The 15,754-nt window shown below is 60.5% G+C and carries 16 protein-coding genes and 1 pseudogene; 9 read left to right on the top strand and 8 right to left on the bottom strand.

Annotated elements, in window-relative coordinates:
• The first annotated feature begins 127 nt into the window (after window positions 1-127).
• Together ACTJKS_RS13015 and ACTJKS_RS13010 are read left to right on the top strand one after the other, a co-directional pair.
• Window positions 128-1,027, top strand: coding sequence for a polysaccharide deacetylase family protein (locus ACTJKS_RS13015; RefSeq protein WP_108182398.1), 900 nt, complete (start codon window positions 128-130; stop codon window positions 1,025-1,027).
• A 109-nt stretch (window positions 1,028-1,136) separates the two neighbouring features.
• Entirely contained in the window at window positions 1,137-1,379 is a 243-nt protein-coding gene (locus ACTJKS_RS13010) for a DUF1652 domain-containing protein (RefSeq protein ID WP_041062828.1), read from the top strand.
• A gap of 4 nt (window positions 1,380-1,383) precedes the next feature.
• Here the strand turns inward: ACTJKS_RS13010 and ACTJKS_RS13005 are convergent, their stop codons facing one another.
• Entirely contained in the window at window positions 1,384-1,746 is a 363-nt protein-coding gene (locus ACTJKS_RS13005) for an NUDIX hydrolase (protein WP_108182399.1), read from the bottom strand.
• A gap of 222 nt (window positions 1,747-1,968) precedes the next feature.
• Here ACTJKS_RS13005 and ACTJKS_RS13000 point away from each other — a divergent pair, with 222 nt between their 5' ends.
• Window positions 1,969-2,166, top strand: a complete 198-nt coding sequence (locus ACTJKS_RS13000) for a DUF2188 domain-containing protein (protein ID WP_108182400.1) — start codon at window positions 1,969-1,971, stop codon at window positions 2,164-2,166.
• A gap of 58 nt (window positions 2,167-2,224) precedes the next feature.
• Here the strand turns inward: ACTJKS_RS13000 and ACTJKS_RS12995 are convergent, their stop codons facing one another.
• Window positions 2,225-2,464: a hypothetical protein gene (locus tag ACTJKS_RS12995; protein WP_041062819.1), complete on the bottom strand. Its 240-nt coding sequence runs from the start codon at window positions 2,462-2,464 to the stop codon at window positions 2,225-2,227.
• A gap of 186 nt (window positions 2,465-2,650) precedes the next feature.
• Here ACTJKS_RS12995 and ACTJKS_RS12990 point away from each other — a divergent pair, with 186 nt between their 5' ends.
• Together ACTJKS_RS12990 and ACTJKS_RS12985 are read left to right on the top strand one after the other, a co-directional pair.
• On the top strand, window positions 2,651-2,986 hold the full coding sequence (locus tag ACTJKS_RS12990) for a hypothetical protein (protein WP_041062809.1): 336 nt from the start codon (window positions 2,651-2,653) through the stop codon (window positions 2,984-2,986).
• A gap of 188 nt (window positions 2,987-3,174) precedes the next feature.
• On the top strand, window positions 3,175-3,774 hold the full coding sequence (locus tag ACTJKS_RS12985) for a DUF6338 family protein (RefSeq protein WP_108182401.1): 600 nt from the start codon (window positions 3,175-3,177) through the stop codon (window positions 3,772-3,774).
• Window positions 3,775-3,911: 137 nt separating this feature from the next.
• Here ACTJKS_RS12985 and ACTJKS_RS12980 read toward each other — a convergent pair whose 3' ends face one another.
• A complete protein-coding gene (locus ACTJKS_RS12980) occupies window positions 3,912-4,796 on the bottom strand; it encodes a LysR substrate-binding domain-containing protein (RefSeq protein WP_041062806.1) in 885 nt (294 codons plus the stop codon).
• Between the two features lie 159 nt (window positions 4,797-4,955).
• Here ACTJKS_RS12980 and ydiJ point away from each other — a divergent pair, with 159 nt between their 5' ends.
• A complete protein-coding gene (gene ydiJ / locus ACTJKS_RS12975) occupies window positions 4,956-7,982 on the top strand; it encodes a D-2-hydroxyglutarate dehydrogenase YdiJ (protein WP_108182402.1) in 3,027 nt (1,008 codons plus the stop codon).
• On the opposite strand, the gene ACTJKS_RS12970 is transcribed toward ydiJ, so the two are convergent.
• Together ACTJKS_RS12970 and ACTJKS_RS12965 are read right to left on the bottom strand one after the other, a co-directional pair.
• Window positions 7,915-8,604: a paraquat-inducible protein A gene (locus tag ACTJKS_RS12970; protein WP_108182403.1), complete on the bottom strand. Its 690-nt coding sequence runs from the start codon at window positions 8,602-8,604 to the stop codon at window positions 7,915-7,917. The genes ydiJ and ACTJKS_RS12970 overlap by 68 nt on opposite strands.
• Window positions 8,601-9,197, bottom strand: a complete 597-nt coding sequence (locus ACTJKS_RS12965) for a paraquat-inducible protein A (RefSeq protein WP_041062800.1) — start codon at window positions 9,195-9,197, stop codon at window positions 8,601-8,603. The genes ACTJKS_RS12970 and ACTJKS_RS12965 overlap by 4 nt, the downstream gene beginning before the upstream one ends.
• Window positions 9,198-9,377: 180 nt before the next feature.
• Between ACTJKS_RS12965 and ACTJKS_RS12960 the strand changes: the two genes are divergently transcribed.
• The gene (locus ACTJKS_RS12960) at window positions 9,378-10,547 is read left to right on the top strand and encodes a DUF1624 domain-containing protein (RefSeq protein ID WP_108182404.1); all 1,170 of its coding nucleotides are present in this window, start codon (window positions 9,378-9,380) and stop codon (window positions 10,545-10,547) included.
• A gap of 150 nt (window positions 10,548-10,697) precedes the next feature.
• Here the strand turns inward: ACTJKS_RS12960 and ACTJKS_RS12955 are convergent, their stop codons facing one another.
• Window positions 10,698-12,089: an aldehyde dehydrogenase family protein gene (locus tag ACTJKS_RS12955; protein ID WP_108182405.1), complete on the bottom strand. Its 1,392-nt coding sequence runs from the start codon at window positions 12,087-12,089 to the stop codon at window positions 10,698-10,700.
• A gap of 103 nt (window positions 12,090-12,192) precedes the next feature.
• On the opposite strand from ACTJKS_RS12955, the gene ptrR reads away from it, so the two are divergent.
• Window positions 12,193-13,071: a putrescine utilization regulator PtrR gene (gene ptrR, locus ACTJKS_RS12950; RefSeq protein ID WP_108184380.1), complete on the top strand. Its 879-nt coding sequence runs from the start codon at window positions 12,193-12,195 to the stop codon at window positions 13,069-13,071.
• Window positions 13,072-13,154: 83 nt separating this feature from the next.
• Entirely contained in the window at window positions 13,155-13,817 is a 663-nt protein-coding gene (locus ACTJKS_RS12945; protein ID WP_198759336.1) for a M24 family metallopeptidase, read from the top strand.
• A 3-nt stretch (window positions 13,818-13,820) separates the two neighbouring features.
• Here the strand turns inward: ACTJKS_RS12945 and ACTJKS_RS12940 are convergent.
• Window positions 13,821-14,118 (bottom strand): annotated as a pseudogene (locus ACTJKS_RS12940) (hypothetical protein).
• Window positions 14,119-14,220: 102 nt separating this feature from the next.
• Window positions 14,221-15,636, bottom strand: coding sequence for a purine-cytosine permease family protein (locus tag ACTJKS_RS12935; protein WP_064587942.1), 1,416 nt, complete (start codon window positions 15,634-15,636; stop codon window positions 14,221-14,223).
• Between the last annotated feature and the right edge of the window lie 118 nt (window positions 15,637-15,754).

The raw sequence follows: 15,754 nt of genomic DNA, 5'->3' as shown, positions 1-15,754 counted from the left end.
GCGCCGGAACCAAAGCCTGTGTACCCTATCCAACGCTGGCTCGAATAGCCGGGCGCAGGGATGGATCAGGGCGAGGGAGTTTTGCCGGACGACAACAGGACCGCAACGGTCAGGCGCAAGGCAAAACATGAAATACGCGTTCAATCTTCTCTGTGCAGCGGCCATCGCGTTCGGGCTGGCCGGCTGCATTGCCGCGCCGATCGAAATGACCGCGCAGACCGAAACCCGGCTCAAGGCCCAGGCGCCGGTACGGTTTCTGCTGACGTTCGATGACGGCCCCAGCGCTTCGAGCTTGTGGAACCCGTCGGCGACAGTGCTCGACAGCCTCAAGGACAATCCGGTGCAACCGGACATCAAAGCGGTGTTCTTCGTGCAGACCCGCGCGCCCCGCGCCGGCAACAGTGAGATTGGCCGCGGCATCATGCGACGCGAATACGCCGAAGGGCACATCCTCGGATTTCACACCGCCACCCATTGGCACACCAACCATCGCTCGCTCGACCCGCAAGAGCTGGAGCAGTCATTGAGCAACGGCACCGCCGATATCGCCGCGATCACCGGAACCGCGCCGATCCTGCTGCGTCCGCCCTTCTGGAATTACGACAAACGCACGTTCGCCGCCTATCAGCAACACGGTCTGCATGTGTTGCTGACCGATTTGAGCGCCAATGACGGCAAGATCTGGGGCTTCAACGCCAGCCCCCGACGTCGGGCGAATATGCTGCGCCAGCTATCGGAAGTCCGCGAGCGCATTGCCCGCGGCGAATTACCAACCGTGGACGGCGTCATTCCGGTGGTGGTGACCTTTCATGACCTCAACCGTTACACCGCGCGACATACTCGCGAATACCTGCAGATCCTCCTCGACAGCGCCGCCGCCACGGGCGTGAGGCTGGCGGACAAAGCGTTCTACGACGATCACGCGGCGCTGCAGAAAGCGGCGCTGGCGCGCACCGTTCAGCAGAGTTCGCAGCCGGTGCAGTTGCCGGGCATCTGGAACTGGATCTGGGATCACGACGCGCATTGAGGCGGGGTCAAATATGTGAGCGGGTTGGCAATTGCCGGGGCGGCAGGTTGCTGATGGCTCATCTATGCTCAACGGGTCGACCGACTCAACGCCTGCGAGGCGTGTACCCATGTTAGCCATTGCCGACATCTGCCGGATTGTCGAGTCCGGCTTTCCGTCGCTTGAATGCGAATGCACACAAGTGGAGCAGGGACTGCTGCGGATCAAGGTTTATGAGCCTGACTCCGGGCGAGTCGAGTTGTTGCTCAATGGGGTTTCGCCGGAGCATCTGGTGACGATCCGCGATCTTTCCAACTTCATCGGCGAATTGCGCACGGAAATCAGCGCCGGGCGCCGGGCGTTTGCCGGTTGAAACCTCACAAGCGTCGTTGAAATGCCTGCACGATGCGCAAGGTCGCGTCGCTGGTGGGCAGATTCTGCACCGCGTCCAGCGGATGCCAGATGCATTCGATGATCTCGTTTTGCGGGCGCAACGGCTCAAGGTCGAGCACCGAAGCCTCGTAGACATGATGCTGGGTGCTGCCGCTGTGCAGTTCCATCAGATACAACATTTGCTCGGCATTCAGTGCCGTTTCTTCCTGCAGCTCGCGCGTCGCCGCCCCGGCTTTGGTTTCCCCAGGCTCGACCTTGCCGCCGGGCAGTGTCCAGCGACAGCGGGGTTTGCGGACCAGCAGAACGTGTCGATCCTGCTCGCAAATGACGGTTGCGCGTACTTTCATCTGTTACCTGTTTGTTGCGTGTCACATAAATGAAATAAAACTGCAATATTCGAGCCGGGCCCGGATTCAAAGGTTCCGTCAAGGTTTTGAGCGTGTGGCGAGGCGGAAAGTGCCAGAGCCTTGGCACATGACTGTCGCGACACCCGGTCGGCACATCCGCGACAACAGGGTGTAAGGTAAAAAAGCTCAGCTGAAACCACCGTCAGCAAAAAGGAGGTACCCATGAGCATTCCTGTTCTGAACAAAATGCACATGAACGGCTACGACGTACTCAGCGTGAATAACGGCCCTTGGCGGGTTTGTACCCAAGGCGACCGGCTGGCATCGTTTGGTCGCAGAGAGGAAGCGCTGGCCTACGCCGCTGCGTTGCCGGGTTACAGACAACGCTCGGCGCGAGCGCGAAGTCACACTGCAAATTGAAGCAGATGTAACGAAAGAGCCCCGGTGATGACCGGGGCTTTTGTCGAGGGCAGGGGGATCAGTGAACCTTGATCCGGCTGATGGAGCGCGTCTTCACTTCCTTGGCATAGGACTGCAAGCGTTCTTCATCACTTTGCAGCACCTCACAAGACCTCAGAACCGCTTGGGCATCGGCTTCATTGCCGCTCTTGCGCAGCTGTTCGGCGATGCGCTTGAGGTCGACCGCCGACCATCTCAGATCCGATGCAACGGCTTGCAGGTCGCGTTGAAGTTCGTGTTCGTATTCATTGAGCCGCATGATCACCTCCGGAACATTCTCGGTAAAACAGAGTAGCCGCATTTTTCAGCGATGATGCGCAGCTCGTCTGCCATCGGGCTGGATGCATGTAAATATTTGTCCAATCCCCCTTGTGGGCGAGGCGTCGCGCTGGATGTACATCCGGTTACACGTTACATTCGCTTTTTTTCAAAACAGGGAAACACCATGCGGATATGGATCGGGAGTTTGGCGTTGGCATTGCTGGCGGGTTGCTCATTGCCAGCATCGCTGGTTCCGGGCGAGCCGAATCTCAGCAAGACCACCACCAAGGCGCCTAAAGACTATGCCGCGTGCTTGTTGCCGTTGTGGCAGCAGGACATTCCGAAGACCACGCAGACCGCGATTTCCAATGGTTACCGGATCACGGCACCGAGCATTGTTACCGCCGACGAGATTCTTGACATCATCAAGTACAAGGACGGCAGCCGGGTTTCCCTGTATCAGGGACCGCCATGGGCCAAGTCCGGGTCGTTGCGCAAATCGGTGCGTGACTGCCTGTAAAGCACAGCCTCAGCTGCAGAACCCGCCGCCAGAAAAGCAGAAACCGGAGCAATGGTTTCTGCTTTTTTGCTTTGTGAATTTGCGAAATGCGTTGTGACAGATCGGCACGAGGCGTTTTCCAGTGTGCGCTAGGCTTTTGAGTGCTGCCCGGTAACCAGTGGGGCATGCCTTTAAAGGAGCCACGGATCATGGATGATCTGGTCAAAGAAGTTATTCCGTTGTTGCAGTATCTGATTCCCGGACTTGTCTCGACCTGGATTTTCTACACGCTCACTTCATTCAAGCGACCTGATACGTTTGGGCAGATTGTGCAGGCGTTGATTTTTACGTTTGTGATTCATGGGGTGGTAACAAGTATTGGCGAGATCCTTTTGTGGGTGGGGATGAAGGGGGTTTCCGTAGGAATATGGGATGGCAAGGCGCAGACGTCTTGGGCATTCTTTTGTTCGCTGGTACTTGGATTGCTGTCCTGTTGTCTGGCGACCAATGACAAGCTACATGGTTGGTTGCGTAGCAGAAACGTAACGAAACAATCTTCTTACCCAAGCGAATGGTTCTGCGCATTCGCCCAACTTGATCGACTCATTACCCTGCATTTGCATGACGAAAGGCGCGTACTTGGTTGGCCGGCCGAGTGGCCGCCGGAATCAGCCAACGGTCAGTTCGTGATCCATAAGCCGCGTTGGCTGCATGAAGATGGCAATGTGGCGCCTTTTGGCGCCGAATATTTGTTGATAGATTCCGCGAAGGTTAAATGGGTTGAATTCAGCCCGGCATCAGAGGATTGATTATGAGCGCCCGCGCACCACAACCAATGCCAAAGAAATATGAACACCTGTTCTTTGGGCCAGACGGAAAACCGTTGGATAGTCCACTGTTGAAGGGGCCGAGTGCGCCTCCACCTTTAAAAAAGCACTGCTGCTGTTCACAGCGTATCCACCAACCAGTCCCTGAACGCTTTCAATGACGGTAACGCCTCATTGCGCGGCGGATACACCAGGTAATAGCTGCGCCGGCTGGTGATCGGCTCCCCCAATTGCAGCAGTTCGCCGTTGAGCAATTCATCCTCCACCAGAATCCGCGGCACCAGCCCGACGCCAATATTCGCCCGCACCGCCTGAATCAGGTGCGAGGTCATTTCAAAGCTCGGGCCGATGCGCATGCTGCGGTGTGGCAAACCATGATGGGTGAACCATTCCGCCCACGCCTGGGCATTGCTGCTGACATTGAGCAGCAACTGCCCGGCGATGTGCTGTTCGGCGTCGTCGCGTTCGGCCGTCGACAACTGCGCGCTGGCGATCACCACCAGTTCCTCAGTGTGCAGTGGCAGGGCGCTGAGGCCGGGCCATTCACCGCCGCCGACACAGATCGCGGCGTCGATTTCGCTGGTGTCGAAGTCGATTGCTTCAATGCGCGAATGCAAGTGCACGGTCATGCCCGGGTGCGCGGTGTAGAAGTCCTTGAGCCGTGGCAGCAGCCATTTCGAGCCGAAGGTCGGCAGCGTCGCCAGACGCAAACTGTGAATGCCCGAACCGAACGCCATGGCCTGCAACGTCGCGCTGCGGATCTGCCCGAGGGCTTCGGCCAGTTCGCGCTGATACATGCGCCCGACATCGGTCAAAACCACTTGCCGGCCTTCGCGGCTGAACAGGCGCATGCCGAGCATCTTTTCCAGAATCTGCACCTGCCGGCTGACCGCGCTTTGCGTCAGCGACAGTTCGTGGGCGGCGCGGGTGTAGCTTTCATGGCGTGCAGCGGCCTCGAAGGCCAGCAATAACGACATGGAAGGGGTGAGGGTTCGCGGATTCATTCGTTTTAGTCATGGATTACGGGGCGATTTTACGTTTGTCCCGATAGCACCAAGCAATGAACATAAGCACCATGAGATGGCGGGAGCGTGACGCAATCATTCATTGCGCACAACTGTTCACCGCCACACGGCCCGATATTGACCGAGATTTCCCGACCCATGATTGCCCAGCTGTCGCCCGCCACCGCATTGACCACTGATTACCAACAGTTCCTCAAAGCCCTGAAAGCCAGTGGCTTTCGTGGTGAGATCAGTGCCGATTACGCCAGCCGCGTAGTGCTCGCCACCGACAATTCGATCTATCAGCGCCTGCCGCAAGCGGCGGTGTTTCCGATGGATGGCGAGGATGTGATGCGGGTCGCTCGGCTGATCGCCGAACCGGCTTATCAGCAAGTGGTGATCACTCCGCGCGGCGGTGGCACGGGCACCAACGGTCAGTCGCTGACCGATGGCATCGTCGTCGACCTGTCGCGGCACATGAACCGCATCTTGGAAATCAACGTCGAGCAGCGCTGGGTACGGGTGCAGGCCGGGGTGGTCAAGGATCAGCTCAACGCCGCACTGAAATCCGCCGGGCTGTTTTTCGCCCCGGAGCTGTCGACCTCCAACCGCGCCACCGTCGGCGGCATGATCAACACCGACGCCAGCGGCCAGGGCAGTTGCACCTACGGCAAGACCCGCGACCACGTGCTGGAACTCGACATGATTCTGCGCGGCGGTGAACGCCTGCACGGTGCAGCGCTGGCGGAGGACGACCTGACAGCGTTGTGTGCCCGTGAAGACCGGGTCGGTGAAGTCTATCGCTGTGCGCGGCAGATCATTGATGAGCAGGGCGAGCTGATCAAGCAACGCTTCCCTGATCTCAACCGCTGCCTGACCGGCTACGACTTGGCGCACCTGCGTGAGGCCGACAATCGTTTCAACCTCAACAGCGTGCTGTGCGGCGCCGAAGGCTCGCTGGGGTTTGTGGTGGAGGCGAAGCTCAACGTTCTGCCGATCCCCAAACACACGATGCTGGTGAACATTCGCTACGCCGGTTTCATGGATGCGTTGCGCGATGCCCGGGCGCTGATGGCGCTCAAGCCGCTGTCGATTGAAACCGTGGATTCCAAGGTGTTGCTGCTGGCGATGCAGGACATCGTCTGGCATGGCGTCGCCGAATATTTCCCGGAAAGTGCCGAGCGGCCGACACTGGGGATCAACCTGGTGGAGTTCTGCGGCGACGATCCTGAAGATCTGCAACGCCGGGTCGAAGCCTTCCTCGAACACTTGAGCAGCGACACCACCGTCGAACGCCTCGGCCATACCCTGGCGGTCGGCCAAGCGGCGGTGAACAAGGTCTATGGCATGCGCAAGCGCGCCGTCGGCCTGCTCGGCAACGTTGCCGGCGAAGCGCGGCCGCAGCCGTTTGTCGAGGACACCGCAGTGCCACCGCAGCACTTGGCCGAATACATCGCTGAACTGCGCGAACTGCTCGACAGCCACGGTTTGCAGTACGGCATGTTTGGCCATGTCGATGCCGGCGTGCTGCATGTGCGGCCGATTCTCGACATGAAGGATCCACAGCAAGCGGCGTTGGTGCGTCCGGTGTCCGACGGTGTCGCGGCGCTGACTCAGCGCTACGGCGGCCTGTTGTGGGGTGAGCACGGCAAAGGCCTGCGCTCGGAATACGCGCCGGCGTTTTTCGGTGAGCTGTACCCGGCGTTGCAGGCACTCAAAGCCGCGTTCGACCCGTTCAACCAGTTCAACCCGGGCAAGATCGCCACCCCGGCCAACACGCACGCGCAGCTGTTGAAGATCGACGAAGTGACCCTGCGCGGCGAACTCGACCGGCAGATCGACGAAAAGGTCTGGCAAAGCTACGGCGCGGCCCTGCATTGCAACGGCAATGGCGCCTGCTACAACTTCGATACCGACGACGCCATGTGCCCATCGTGGAAAGCCACCCGCGAGCGTGCGCAATCGCCCAAGGGCCGCGCATCGTTGATCCGCGAATGGCTGCGTTTGCAGGGCGAGGCGGGGGTGGATGTGCTGTCCGATGCGATTCGTCGTCCGGCGTTTTTCCGCAACCTGTGGACCCGTTGGCGCAACAGCCGTGGGCAGAGTGCAGACTTTTCCCATGAAGTGTATGACGCCATGGCCGGCTGCCTGGCGTGCAAATCCTGCGCGGGGCAGTGCCCGGTCAAGGTCAATGTGCCGGAGTTTCGTTCGCGGTTTCTGGAGCTGTATCACAGCCGTTATCTGCGCCCGGCGCGGGATTATCTGATTGCTTCGCTGGAGTACAGCATTCCGTACATGGCGCGGATTCCGGCGCTGTACAACGGTTTGATGGGCGCTGCGTTCGTGCGCCAACAGTTGGAGCGCCTTGGTGGCATGGTCGATGTGCCGTTGCTCAGCCGCTTTGATTTTCACGCTGCGCTGCGTCGCTGGAAGGTGCAGCCAGCGACGGTCTCGACACTGTCGGCGCTGACCCCGGCCCAGCGCGAGCGCAGTGTGGTCTTGGTGCAGGATGCCTTCACTCGTTACTTCGAGGCGCCGCTGCTGGCGGATCTGCTGGAGTTGATTTCACGACTGGGCTATCAGGTGTATCTGGCGCCGTTCAGTGCCAATGGCAAGCCGCTGCATGTGCAGGGCTTCCTGTCGGCGTTCAACCGCGCGGCACTGCGCAATGCGCGGCAACTGCGAGAGCTGGCCGACATCGGCGTGCCGTTGTTGGGGCTGGATCCGGCCATGACGCTGGTCTATCGCCAGGAATACCAGAAAGTGCCCGGCATGCTGGAATGCCCGGAAGTTGCACTGGTGCAGGAATGGTTGCTCAAGGTGATGCCGGAGCAGCCTGGTGCCGACGCGCCGCAGTCATTCCGGCTGCTGGCGCACTGCACCGAGAAAACCAACGCGCCGGCCGCCACTCGCCAGTGGGAACAGGTCTTCGAACGGGCCGGATTGAAACTGGCGACGCAGGCGACCGGTTGCTGCGGCATGTCCGGCACCTATGGCCATGAAGCACGCAACCGTGAAACCTCGGCAGTGATATACGAGCAATCCTGGGCGCGGCAGGTCGAGGCGCCGGCGGAGCAGGGCGAAGCGCTGGCCACCGGTTATTCCTGCCGCAGTCAGGTCAAGCGCCAGTCGGATCGGGCGCTGCGCCATCCGTTGCAGGTGCTGCTTGAGGTGGTGCGTCGCTGAGCGGTTCGTCGTCCGGGGCATTGTCCCAGATCAGCCGTGGGTCGAAACTCATCGCCGAGAGCATGGTGAACACCACCACCATGCCGAAAAACAGGATGCCCGGGCGTGGTTCGATATCGCCCAGCGCCTGGAACTTCACCAGCGCCGCGACCAGGGCGACCACCAGCACGTCGAGCATCGACCAGTAGCCGATCAGCTCGACGAAACGGTACAGCTTCGAACGTTCACGGCGCGCCCAGTCGCTGCCCCGCTGCACGGTGATCAGCAGCAGCGACAGGGCGACGAATTTGATCCCCGGCACCGCGATGCTGGCGATGAAAATGATCAGTGCGATGTCCCACGCGCCGCCCTCCCAGAACTCCAGCACGCCGCTCATGATCGTGCTGTCGGCGCCGTTGCCGAGCATCACCGTGTTCATCACCGGCAGCAGATTGGCCGGCACGTAGAACGCCAGCGCGGCAAACAGATAGGCCCAGGTGCGCGCCAGGGAGTTGGTCTTGCGCCGATGCAGCGGTGCATCGCAGCGCGGGCATTCGTGCGGTTCGTCGGTCATGTCGCAGGCCAGCCCGCAGCTGTGGCACAGGCACAGATTCAATTCGCTGGCGGTCGCCGGTCGCTTCATAGAATGTCCCACAGATCACGAATGTCGCGGCCGGCAATGCGGATCATCATCAGGCTCAGCACCGCCAGGGCGAACAGACCGATGCCCGGCAGCACATCCAGCAGTCCGGCGAGTTTGAACACCGCCACCATTGCCCCCAGCAGACACACTTCGAGCATGCTCCACGGGCGCAGGGTTTCCAGCCAGCGCATGCACAGCTTGAATCCCGGTGCCCGCCGAGAAGACAGTGCGTAACTCAACACCCAGATCAACAGCACCAATTGAAAGGCCGGGGCGATGATGATCGAAATCGCCGCGACCATCGCCATGAACGTGATCGGTCCCTGACTCAAGGCCAGCACCGAATCCCACAGCGTCGCGCTGTTCTTCAGGCCTTTCATGCTGATGCTCATCACCGGGTAGAAATTGGCGAACAGCCACAGCATGGCGGCGGTGAACGTCAAGGCCAGCCGCTGTTCGACGGTCAAGCCGTTATAACGCTGCAGCACACCGCCACAGCGCACGCAGAGGGTTTTCTGGTGTTTGCCGAGCACGACTTTTTCATACACGCAATCGCAATGCTCGCAGATGATCAGGTGTTCGGTTGAAGTCATGGGCAACGCTCGACAGCTGGCGCAAAGGGCGGGGGGCGCCTGATCACTATAGAAGCCTGACGTGATTGGGCAAATGTCGATTGGCTTGGGGATCGACTTTTTATGTTATAGAGTAACGCGAATTTTTGCTGAGGCTCGCCGTTGCGACCCCTGATTCATTGACTCGATGGCGAAATGTCCATGACGATTACCTGTGCTCGTTCCAATCCGCCGCCGACCGGTCGTTTGCTGTCCATTGATGCCTTGAGAGGTCTGGTGATCCTGTTCATGCTGCTGGATCACGTGCGTGAGACGTTCCTGTTGCACCGTCAGGTGTCCGATCCGATGGACATCGCCAACACCGAGCCGGCGTTGTTTTTCAGTCGCACCCTGGCGCATCTGTGCGCACCGGTGTTCGTGTTGCTGACCGGGCTGTCTGCGTGGTTGTTCAGCGAAAAGTACGCGGGCAAGGCCGATGTCAGCGCCTTCCTGTTCAAGCGGGGGCTGTTTCTGGTGCTGCTGGAATTCACCTGGGTGAACTTCGCGTGGACGTTTCAGTTGCCGCCGAGCGTGATCTATCTGCAGGTGATCTGGGCGATTGGCCTGAGCATGATCGCGCTGTCGCTGCTGGTCTGGTTGCCGCGCTGGCTGTTGCTGACGCTGAGTCTGGCGATCATTGCCGGGCATAACCTGCTGGATGGGCTGCATTTTTCGCCGGAGTCGGCACTGCATGTGCCATGGGCGATCCTGCATGACCGGGGCTGGATCGAGGTCGGTGACAGTCTGCGCTTGCGCACTTCGTACCCGCTGTTGCCGTGGATCGGCGTGATCGGTCTGGGTTATGCACTGGGCCCGTGGTTCGCCCGCGGGGCTGATGCCTGGAGCCGTCAGCAGGCTCTGTTGCTGGGCGGTATCGCCGGTCTGCTGGGCTTCGTCGGGCTGCGGCTGATCAACGCTTATGGCGAAAAGCCTTGGGCGGTTGAAGACACGACCGTGCAAACGCTGATGGCGTTTTTCAACATCACCAAGTACCCGCCATCGCTGCTGTTCATCACCCTGACGGTGAGCATCGGGTTGCTGTTATTGCGGGTGTTCGAACGGCGGCAGACGCGCCGCTGGATTCACTGGCTGACGGTCTTCGGTTCGGCGCCGATGTTCTTCTATCTGCTGCACCTGTACGTGCTGAAGGTGCTGTATCTGATTGCCGTGGCGCTGTTCGGCCTTAACCACGGTAGCTATTTCGGCTTCGATTCAGTAGCGGCAATCTGGCTCGTGTCACTGCTGTTGGCGCTGGCACTGTACCCGGCGGTACGCTGGTTCTCTGCGCTGAAATCGCGGCGTCGCGACATCGCCTGGCTGAAATATCTGTAAGCCCTGGGGTCATTGCGCTCGCGCAATCAACGCACGACGTAAAACCCTGTAGGAGCTGTCGAGTGAAACGAGGCTGCGATCTTTTGATCTTGATCTGGAAAATCAAAATCAAGAGATCGCAGCGTGCCGCAGCTCCTACAGGGGGCGGTGTTATTTGCGATCCAGCCACACCGTCTGCGCGTTGCAGAACTCACGCACGCCGAAGTGCGACAGCTCGCGACCGAAACCGCTTTTCTTCACGCCGCCGAAGGTCACGCGCGGGTCGCTGGCGGAGTAGCCGTTGATGAACACACCGCCGGTGTCCAGTTCGCTGGTCAGTTGCTGGGCCAGTTGTACGTTGGCGGTGTAGATCGTGGCGGTCAGGCCAAAGTCGCTGTCGTTGGCCAGAGCCACGGCGTGGGCGCAATCGCGGGCGGTGATGATCGACGCGACCGGGCCGAACAGCTCTTGTTTGAACGAGGTCATGCGGTCGGTGACATCGGCCAGCACGGTCGGCTCGTAGTAGTTGCCCGGGCCTTGGGCCTTGCCACCGCCGAGCAGCAGGGTCGCGCCTTCTTCGAGGGTGTCGCGCACTTGCTGGTCGAGTTCGTCACGCAGATCGAAACGTGCCATCGGGCCGATATAGGTGTCAGCGGACAGCGGATCGCCGACCTTCAGTTGACGCGTGGCCTCGACGAATTTGCGGGTGAACTCTTCGACCACGCCTTCTTCGATGATCAGGCGCTTGGCGGCGGCGCAGACCTGGCCGGAGTTCTGATAGCGCCCGATGACGGCAGCCTGCACGGCCTCATCCAGATCAGCATCATTGAGCACGATGAACGGGTCGGAACCGCCCAGTTCCAGCACGCATTTTTTCAGTGCGGCACCGGCCTGAGCACCGATGGCCATGCCGGCGCGTACGCTTCCGGTCAGGGTCACGGCGGCGATGCGCGGGTCGGCGATGGCGGTCGAAACGCCTTCGGGGGTGACGTTGATCACTTCAAACACGCCGTCCGCGAAGCCGGCGTTCTTGAAGGCATCGCGCAGCAGGTAGGCGCTGCCCATCACGTTCGGCGCATGTTTGAGCACGTAAGTATTGCCGGCGATCAGCGCCGGTACCGCGCCGCGCAGCACTTGCCAGATCGGGAAGTTCCACGGCATCACCGCGAGGATCGGGCCCAGCGGACGGTACTCGATGCGCGCCTTGCCACCCTCGACCTGAGTCGGTTCGGCGCTGAGCATGGCCGGACCGTTTTCGGCGTACCACTCACAGAGCTTGGCGCATTTTTCAATTTCGCCACGGGCCTGGGCGATGGGCTTGCCCATTTCCTGGGTGATCATGGTTGCCATGGCTTCGGCGCTGTCGCGCAGGGCACCGGCCAGCGCAGTCAGGGCGCGGGAACGATCCTGCAGCGGCTTGCGTTTCCACTTCGAGAAACCGAATGCGGCGCGGGTCAGCGCAGCGTCGAGGGCCTCAGCGGATTCAAAGGCGTAGTGACCGATCTGTTCGCCGGTGGCGGGGTTGATCGAGATGGCGTGGGTCTGGCTGGAAATCTGGCTCATGGCTGGCTCCTGCGAATTCAGTGGATGGGCCTAGAGTAGGGTGGCGTTTGTTTTCTGGAAACTGAATAATAAAGATCGATTCCTTCACGATTGGAGAATGACTGTGGATCTGGTGCAGCTGGAAATCTTCAAGGCCGTTGCCGAGCACGGCAGCATCAGTGCGGCGGCGGCGCAGATACATCGCGTGCCGTCGAACCTGACCACGCGGATCAAACAGCTGGAGCAGGACCTGGGCGTCGACCTGTTCATTCGCGAGAAAAGCCGTCTGCGCCTGTCGCCGGCTGGCTGGAGCTTCCTCGAATACGCCCGGCGCATTCTCGATCTGGTGCGGGAGGCGCGGGCCACGGTCGCCGGTGAAGAGCCGCAGGGTGCATTCCCCCTCGGTTCGCTGGAAAGCACCGCCGCAGTACGCATTCCCGAACTGCTGGCGGCGTACAACCAGTTGCATCCCAAGGTCGATCTGGACCTGTCCACCGGCCCGTCCGGAACGATGATCGATGGCGTGCTGGCCGGGCGCTTGGCGGCGGCGTTCGTCGATGGCCCGGTGCTGCACCCGGCGCTGGAAGGCGTGCCGGCGTTCGAAGAAGAAATGGTCATCATCGCACCGCTCAATCACGCCCCGGTGCAGCGTGCGGCGGACGTGAATGGCGAAAACATTTACGCGTTCCGCTCCAACTGTTCCTATCGTCACCACTTCGAAAAATGGTTCAGCACCGACGCCGCTGTGCCGGGCAAGATTTTCGAGATGGAGTCGTATCACGGCATGCTCGCCTGCGTCAGCGCCGGGGCCGGGCTGGCGCTGATGCCGCGCAAAATGCTGCAGAGCATGCCCGGCAGTGCGACGGTCAGCGTCTGGCCGCTGGCGGCGGATTTCCGTTATCTGACGACGTGGCTGGTGTGGCGCCGGGGTACGGTGTCGCGCAGCTTGGGTATGTTCGTGCGTTTGCTGGAAGAGCGCGGCGTGGTGCGTGCAGAAGAGTAATTGACACGTTGTGTCATGGCTGTATCTTGATCGGCGTTTCGCAATATAAAAAACTATACAGCGTAGCCATGAGGAACAAGCAAATGAGTGCAGCCCTGAGCGGTAAAGAAGCAGTCGGTGAGCGGTTTGTGCTGGAAACCATGCGTCACGCGCAGAATCTGACTTGGCAGGCCGTCGATGCCATCGCCCAGGTGATCAAGCCCGGCATGCGCGAATCCGAAGCCCAGGAGCAGGGCAAGCAGATCCTCGCCGGACTGGGCATGGACCGCATCTGGCATCCGCTGCTGATCCGCTTTGGCGCCAACACCCTGAAGACTTTCAAGCAACGCTCCGATGGCGATCCGGTGCTGGGTGAAAACGACATTTTCTTCATCGACATGGGCGTGGTCTGGCAGGGGCACGAAGGCGATGCCGGGGCGACGTTCACCACCGGTTCCGATCCGGAAATGATGGCTTGCGCGGCGGCGGCCAAGGAGTTGTTTGACCGGGTCGAAGCGTTCTGGCGCCAGGGCGTGTCCGGGGTCGAGTTGTACCGCTACGCCACCGATCAGGCCAACACCATGGGTTGGGTACTGCACCTCGATATCAAGGGCCACCGCGTCAGCGACTTCCCTCACGCGATTTACAAAGGCGGCAATCTCGGTGATTTCGAGCAGGCGCCGAATGCCGGGGTGTGGATTCTGGAAATCCAGATTGCCCACCCGCAGCGCCCGTTCGGCGCGTTTTATGAAGATCTGCTGATTTGATCGTCACGGCGTACCGTTCCTGCCATACAGGCGAAAGCCTTCGCGTTGGCTCAGACGCTCGTAATACGCCCTGACGGCGGCATAGTCCGGATGCGCCAGCGGCGTTTCGAACCAGCGGTTGACCGACAGCCCAATGGGGATATCGGCAAGGGAAAACTGTTCGCCACTGACATAGGCGCCAGTCTTCTGTAATTGCTGATCGAGGCCAATCCTCACGCTCGAACGGGATCTGCAGTTCGGCGCAGGTCCACAGCACTTTGCGCACGTTGATCGATGAGGCCTTGCCCAGTATTCGCAACATGGGATTCCCTGTGTTGTGGCTGACTGTCCAGCCACAGGAAATACCACACCACAACGCAGAAGGCCCGCGCATGGCGGGCCTTCTTTTGTCATGCGGACATCGTCACAGACTGCCCACCAGTTTGCCGCCCATCATCCGCCGCCGATAGGCGCTGTCACGACTGGCCAGCCAGAAGTACAGCGGCGAGGTCACCAGCAGCCCCACCAGCCATGACAGGTCGGCGCCGTTGATATGCGCCGACACCGGGCCGACGTACAGCGGGGTGTTCATGAACGGGATCTGCACCGCAATGCCGATTGCGTAGGCCAGCAGCGCTTGCGGGTTGTAGCGTCCGTAGATGCCGCCGTCGACCTGAAAGATCGACTGGATGTCGTACTTGCCCTTGTGGATGGCGTAGAAGTCGATCAGGTTGATCGCGGTCCACGGCACCAGGACCACCAGCAGCACCAGCACCATGTCGACGAAGTGACCGATGAAGTCCTTCGAGGCGCCGACGGCGGCGAAGCAGCAGGCCAGCAGCACGATGATCGAGATCACCGCACGGCTCTTGGCGGTCGGAATCCAGCGGTAGGCGAAAGTCTGCACCAGGGTAATCAGCGACAGCACCGCGCCGTACAGATTGAGGGCGTTGTGGCTGATCACGCTGAGCAGGAACAGCACCAGCATCAGCGGCCCGATCGAGCCGGTGGCAAGTTTGACCGCATCCATGGTGTCCATGCCCACGGGCGTTGCCAGCACGGCAACGGCACCGAAGATGAACGCCAGGCTCGAGCCGAGCGCCGAACCCAGATAGGTGGTCCAGAATGTCGACGAGACTTTCACGTCCGCCGGCAAGTAACGCGAATAGTCGGACACGTACGGGGCAAACGCGATCTGCCACAGCGCGGCGAGCGACACGGTGGCGAGCCAGCCGGAGAGGTTGAAGCTGCCGCGGGTGAGAAAGTCATCGGTTTGAATATGGGTGAAGATGTAGCCGAAGCCGACGACGATGCCGATCCCCAGCACCCAGGTGCCGATGCGGTTGAGCACGTGGATGAAGCGGTAGCCGATGATGCCGATGATCCCCGAACCGAGGGCGCCGATGACGATGCCGACCGGCACCGGCACGCTGTCGACCACGCCGTGCAACGACTTGCCGGCCAGTACGATGTTGGAGGCGAAGAAGCCGATGTACATGACGCCGGCAATCAGCACCACCAGCAGCGCGCCGAGCGAGCCGAACTGCGCGCGGCTCTGGATCATCTGCGGAATGCCCATCTGCGGGCCTTGCGCCGAGTGCAGTGCCATCAGCACGCCGCCGACCAGGTGACCGACCAGAATCGCGACGATGCCCCAGACCAGATTCAAGTGGAACAACTGCACGCCCAGCGCGCCGGTGACGATGGGCAACGGCGCAATGTTGCCGCCGAACCACAGCGTGAACAGATCCCTGACCTTTCCGTGGCGATCTTCGGGGGGCACGTATCCTATCGTGTGTTTTTCAATGAGCGGCGCGGATGTTGTTGCAGAGGTGGACATGACGAACTCCAAGGCAAGGATGAGTACGTGGACGTACTTCGGCAAGCGCCGACACGGACGGCGCATTTCTTGTTGAAGCGATCATGTGCAAAGGCCCGGGATAGATAAATTAGTAAGT

The organism is Pseudomonas sp. 22189 (genome assembly GCF_052045635.1).
Taxonomy (GTDB): Bacteria; Pseudomonadota; Gammaproteobacteria; order Pseudomonadales; family Pseudomonadaceae; genus Aquipseudomonas; species Aquipseudomonas parakoreensis.
The sequence above is the reverse complement of the archived record's forward strand: the minus strand, read 5'-3'. Positions and strand labels throughout refer to the sequence as shown.

What these genes read in the sequence shown, in the direction of transcription:
- ACTJKS_RS13010 (WP_041062828.1), top strand. Translation starts at nt 1,137, where the DNA reads ATGTTAGCCATTGCCGACATCTGCCGGATTGTCGAGTCCGGCTTTCCG.
- ACTJKS_RS12980 (WP_041062806.1), bottom strand. Translation starts at nt 4,796, where the DNA reads ATGAATCCGCGAACCCTCACCCCTTCCATGTCGTTATTGCTGGCCTTC.
- ACTJKS_RS13000 (WP_108182400.1), top strand. Translation starts at nt 1,969, where the DNA reads ATGAGCATTCCTGTTCTGAACAAAATGCACATGAACGGCTACGACGTA.
- ACTJKS_RS12960 (WP_108182404.1), top strand. Translation starts at nt 9,378, where the DNA reads ATGACGATTACCTGTGCTCGTTCCAATCCGCCGCCGACCGGTCGTTTG.
- ACTJKS_RS12965 (WP_041062800.1), bottom strand. Translation starts at nt 9,197, where the DNA reads ATGACTTCAACCGAACACCTGATCATCTGCGAGCATTGCGATTGCGTG.
- ACTJKS_RS12995 (WP_041062819.1), bottom strand. Translation starts at nt 2,464, where the DNA reads ATGCGGCTCAATGAATACGAACACGAACTTCAACGCGACCTGCAAGCC.
- ACTJKS_RS12970 (WP_108182403.1), bottom strand. Translation starts at nt 8,604, where the DNA reads ATGAAGCGACCGGCGACCGCCAGCGAATTGAATCTGTGCCTGTGCCAC.
- ACTJKS_RS12935 (WP_064587942.1), bottom strand. Translation starts at nt 15,636, where the DNA reads ATGTCCACCTCTGCAACAACATCCGCGCCGCTCATTGAAAAACACACG.
- ydiJ (WP_108182402.1), top strand. Translation starts at nt 4,956, where the DNA reads ATGATTGCCCAGCTGTCGCCCGCCACCGCATTGACCACTGATTACCAA.
- ACTJKS_RS12985 (WP_108182401.1), top strand. Translation starts at nt 3,175, where the DNA reads ATGGATGATCTGGTCAAAGAAGTTATTCCGTTGTTGCAGTATCTGATT.
- ACTJKS_RS12955 (WP_108182405.1), bottom strand. Translation starts at nt 12,089, where the DNA reads ATGAGCCAGATTTCCAGCCAGACCCACGCCATCTCGATCAACCCCGCC.
- ACTJKS_RS13005 (WP_108182399.1), bottom strand. Translation starts at nt 1,746, where the DNA reads ATGAAAGTACGCGCAACCGTCATTTGCGAGCAGGATCGACACGTTCTG.
- ACTJKS_RS12990 (WP_041062809.1), top strand. Translation starts at nt 2,651, where the DNA reads ATGCGGATATGGATCGGGAGTTTGGCGTTGGCATTGCTGGCGGGTTGC.
- ACTJKS_RS12945 (WP_198759336.1), top strand. Translation starts at nt 13,155, where the DNA reads ATGAGTGCAGCCCTGAGCGGTAAAGAAGCAGTCGGTGAGCGGTTTGTG.
- ACTJKS_RS13015 (WP_108182398.1), top strand. Translation starts at nt 128, where the DNA reads ATGAAATACGCGTTCAATCTTCTCTGTGCAGCGGCCATCGCGTTCGGG.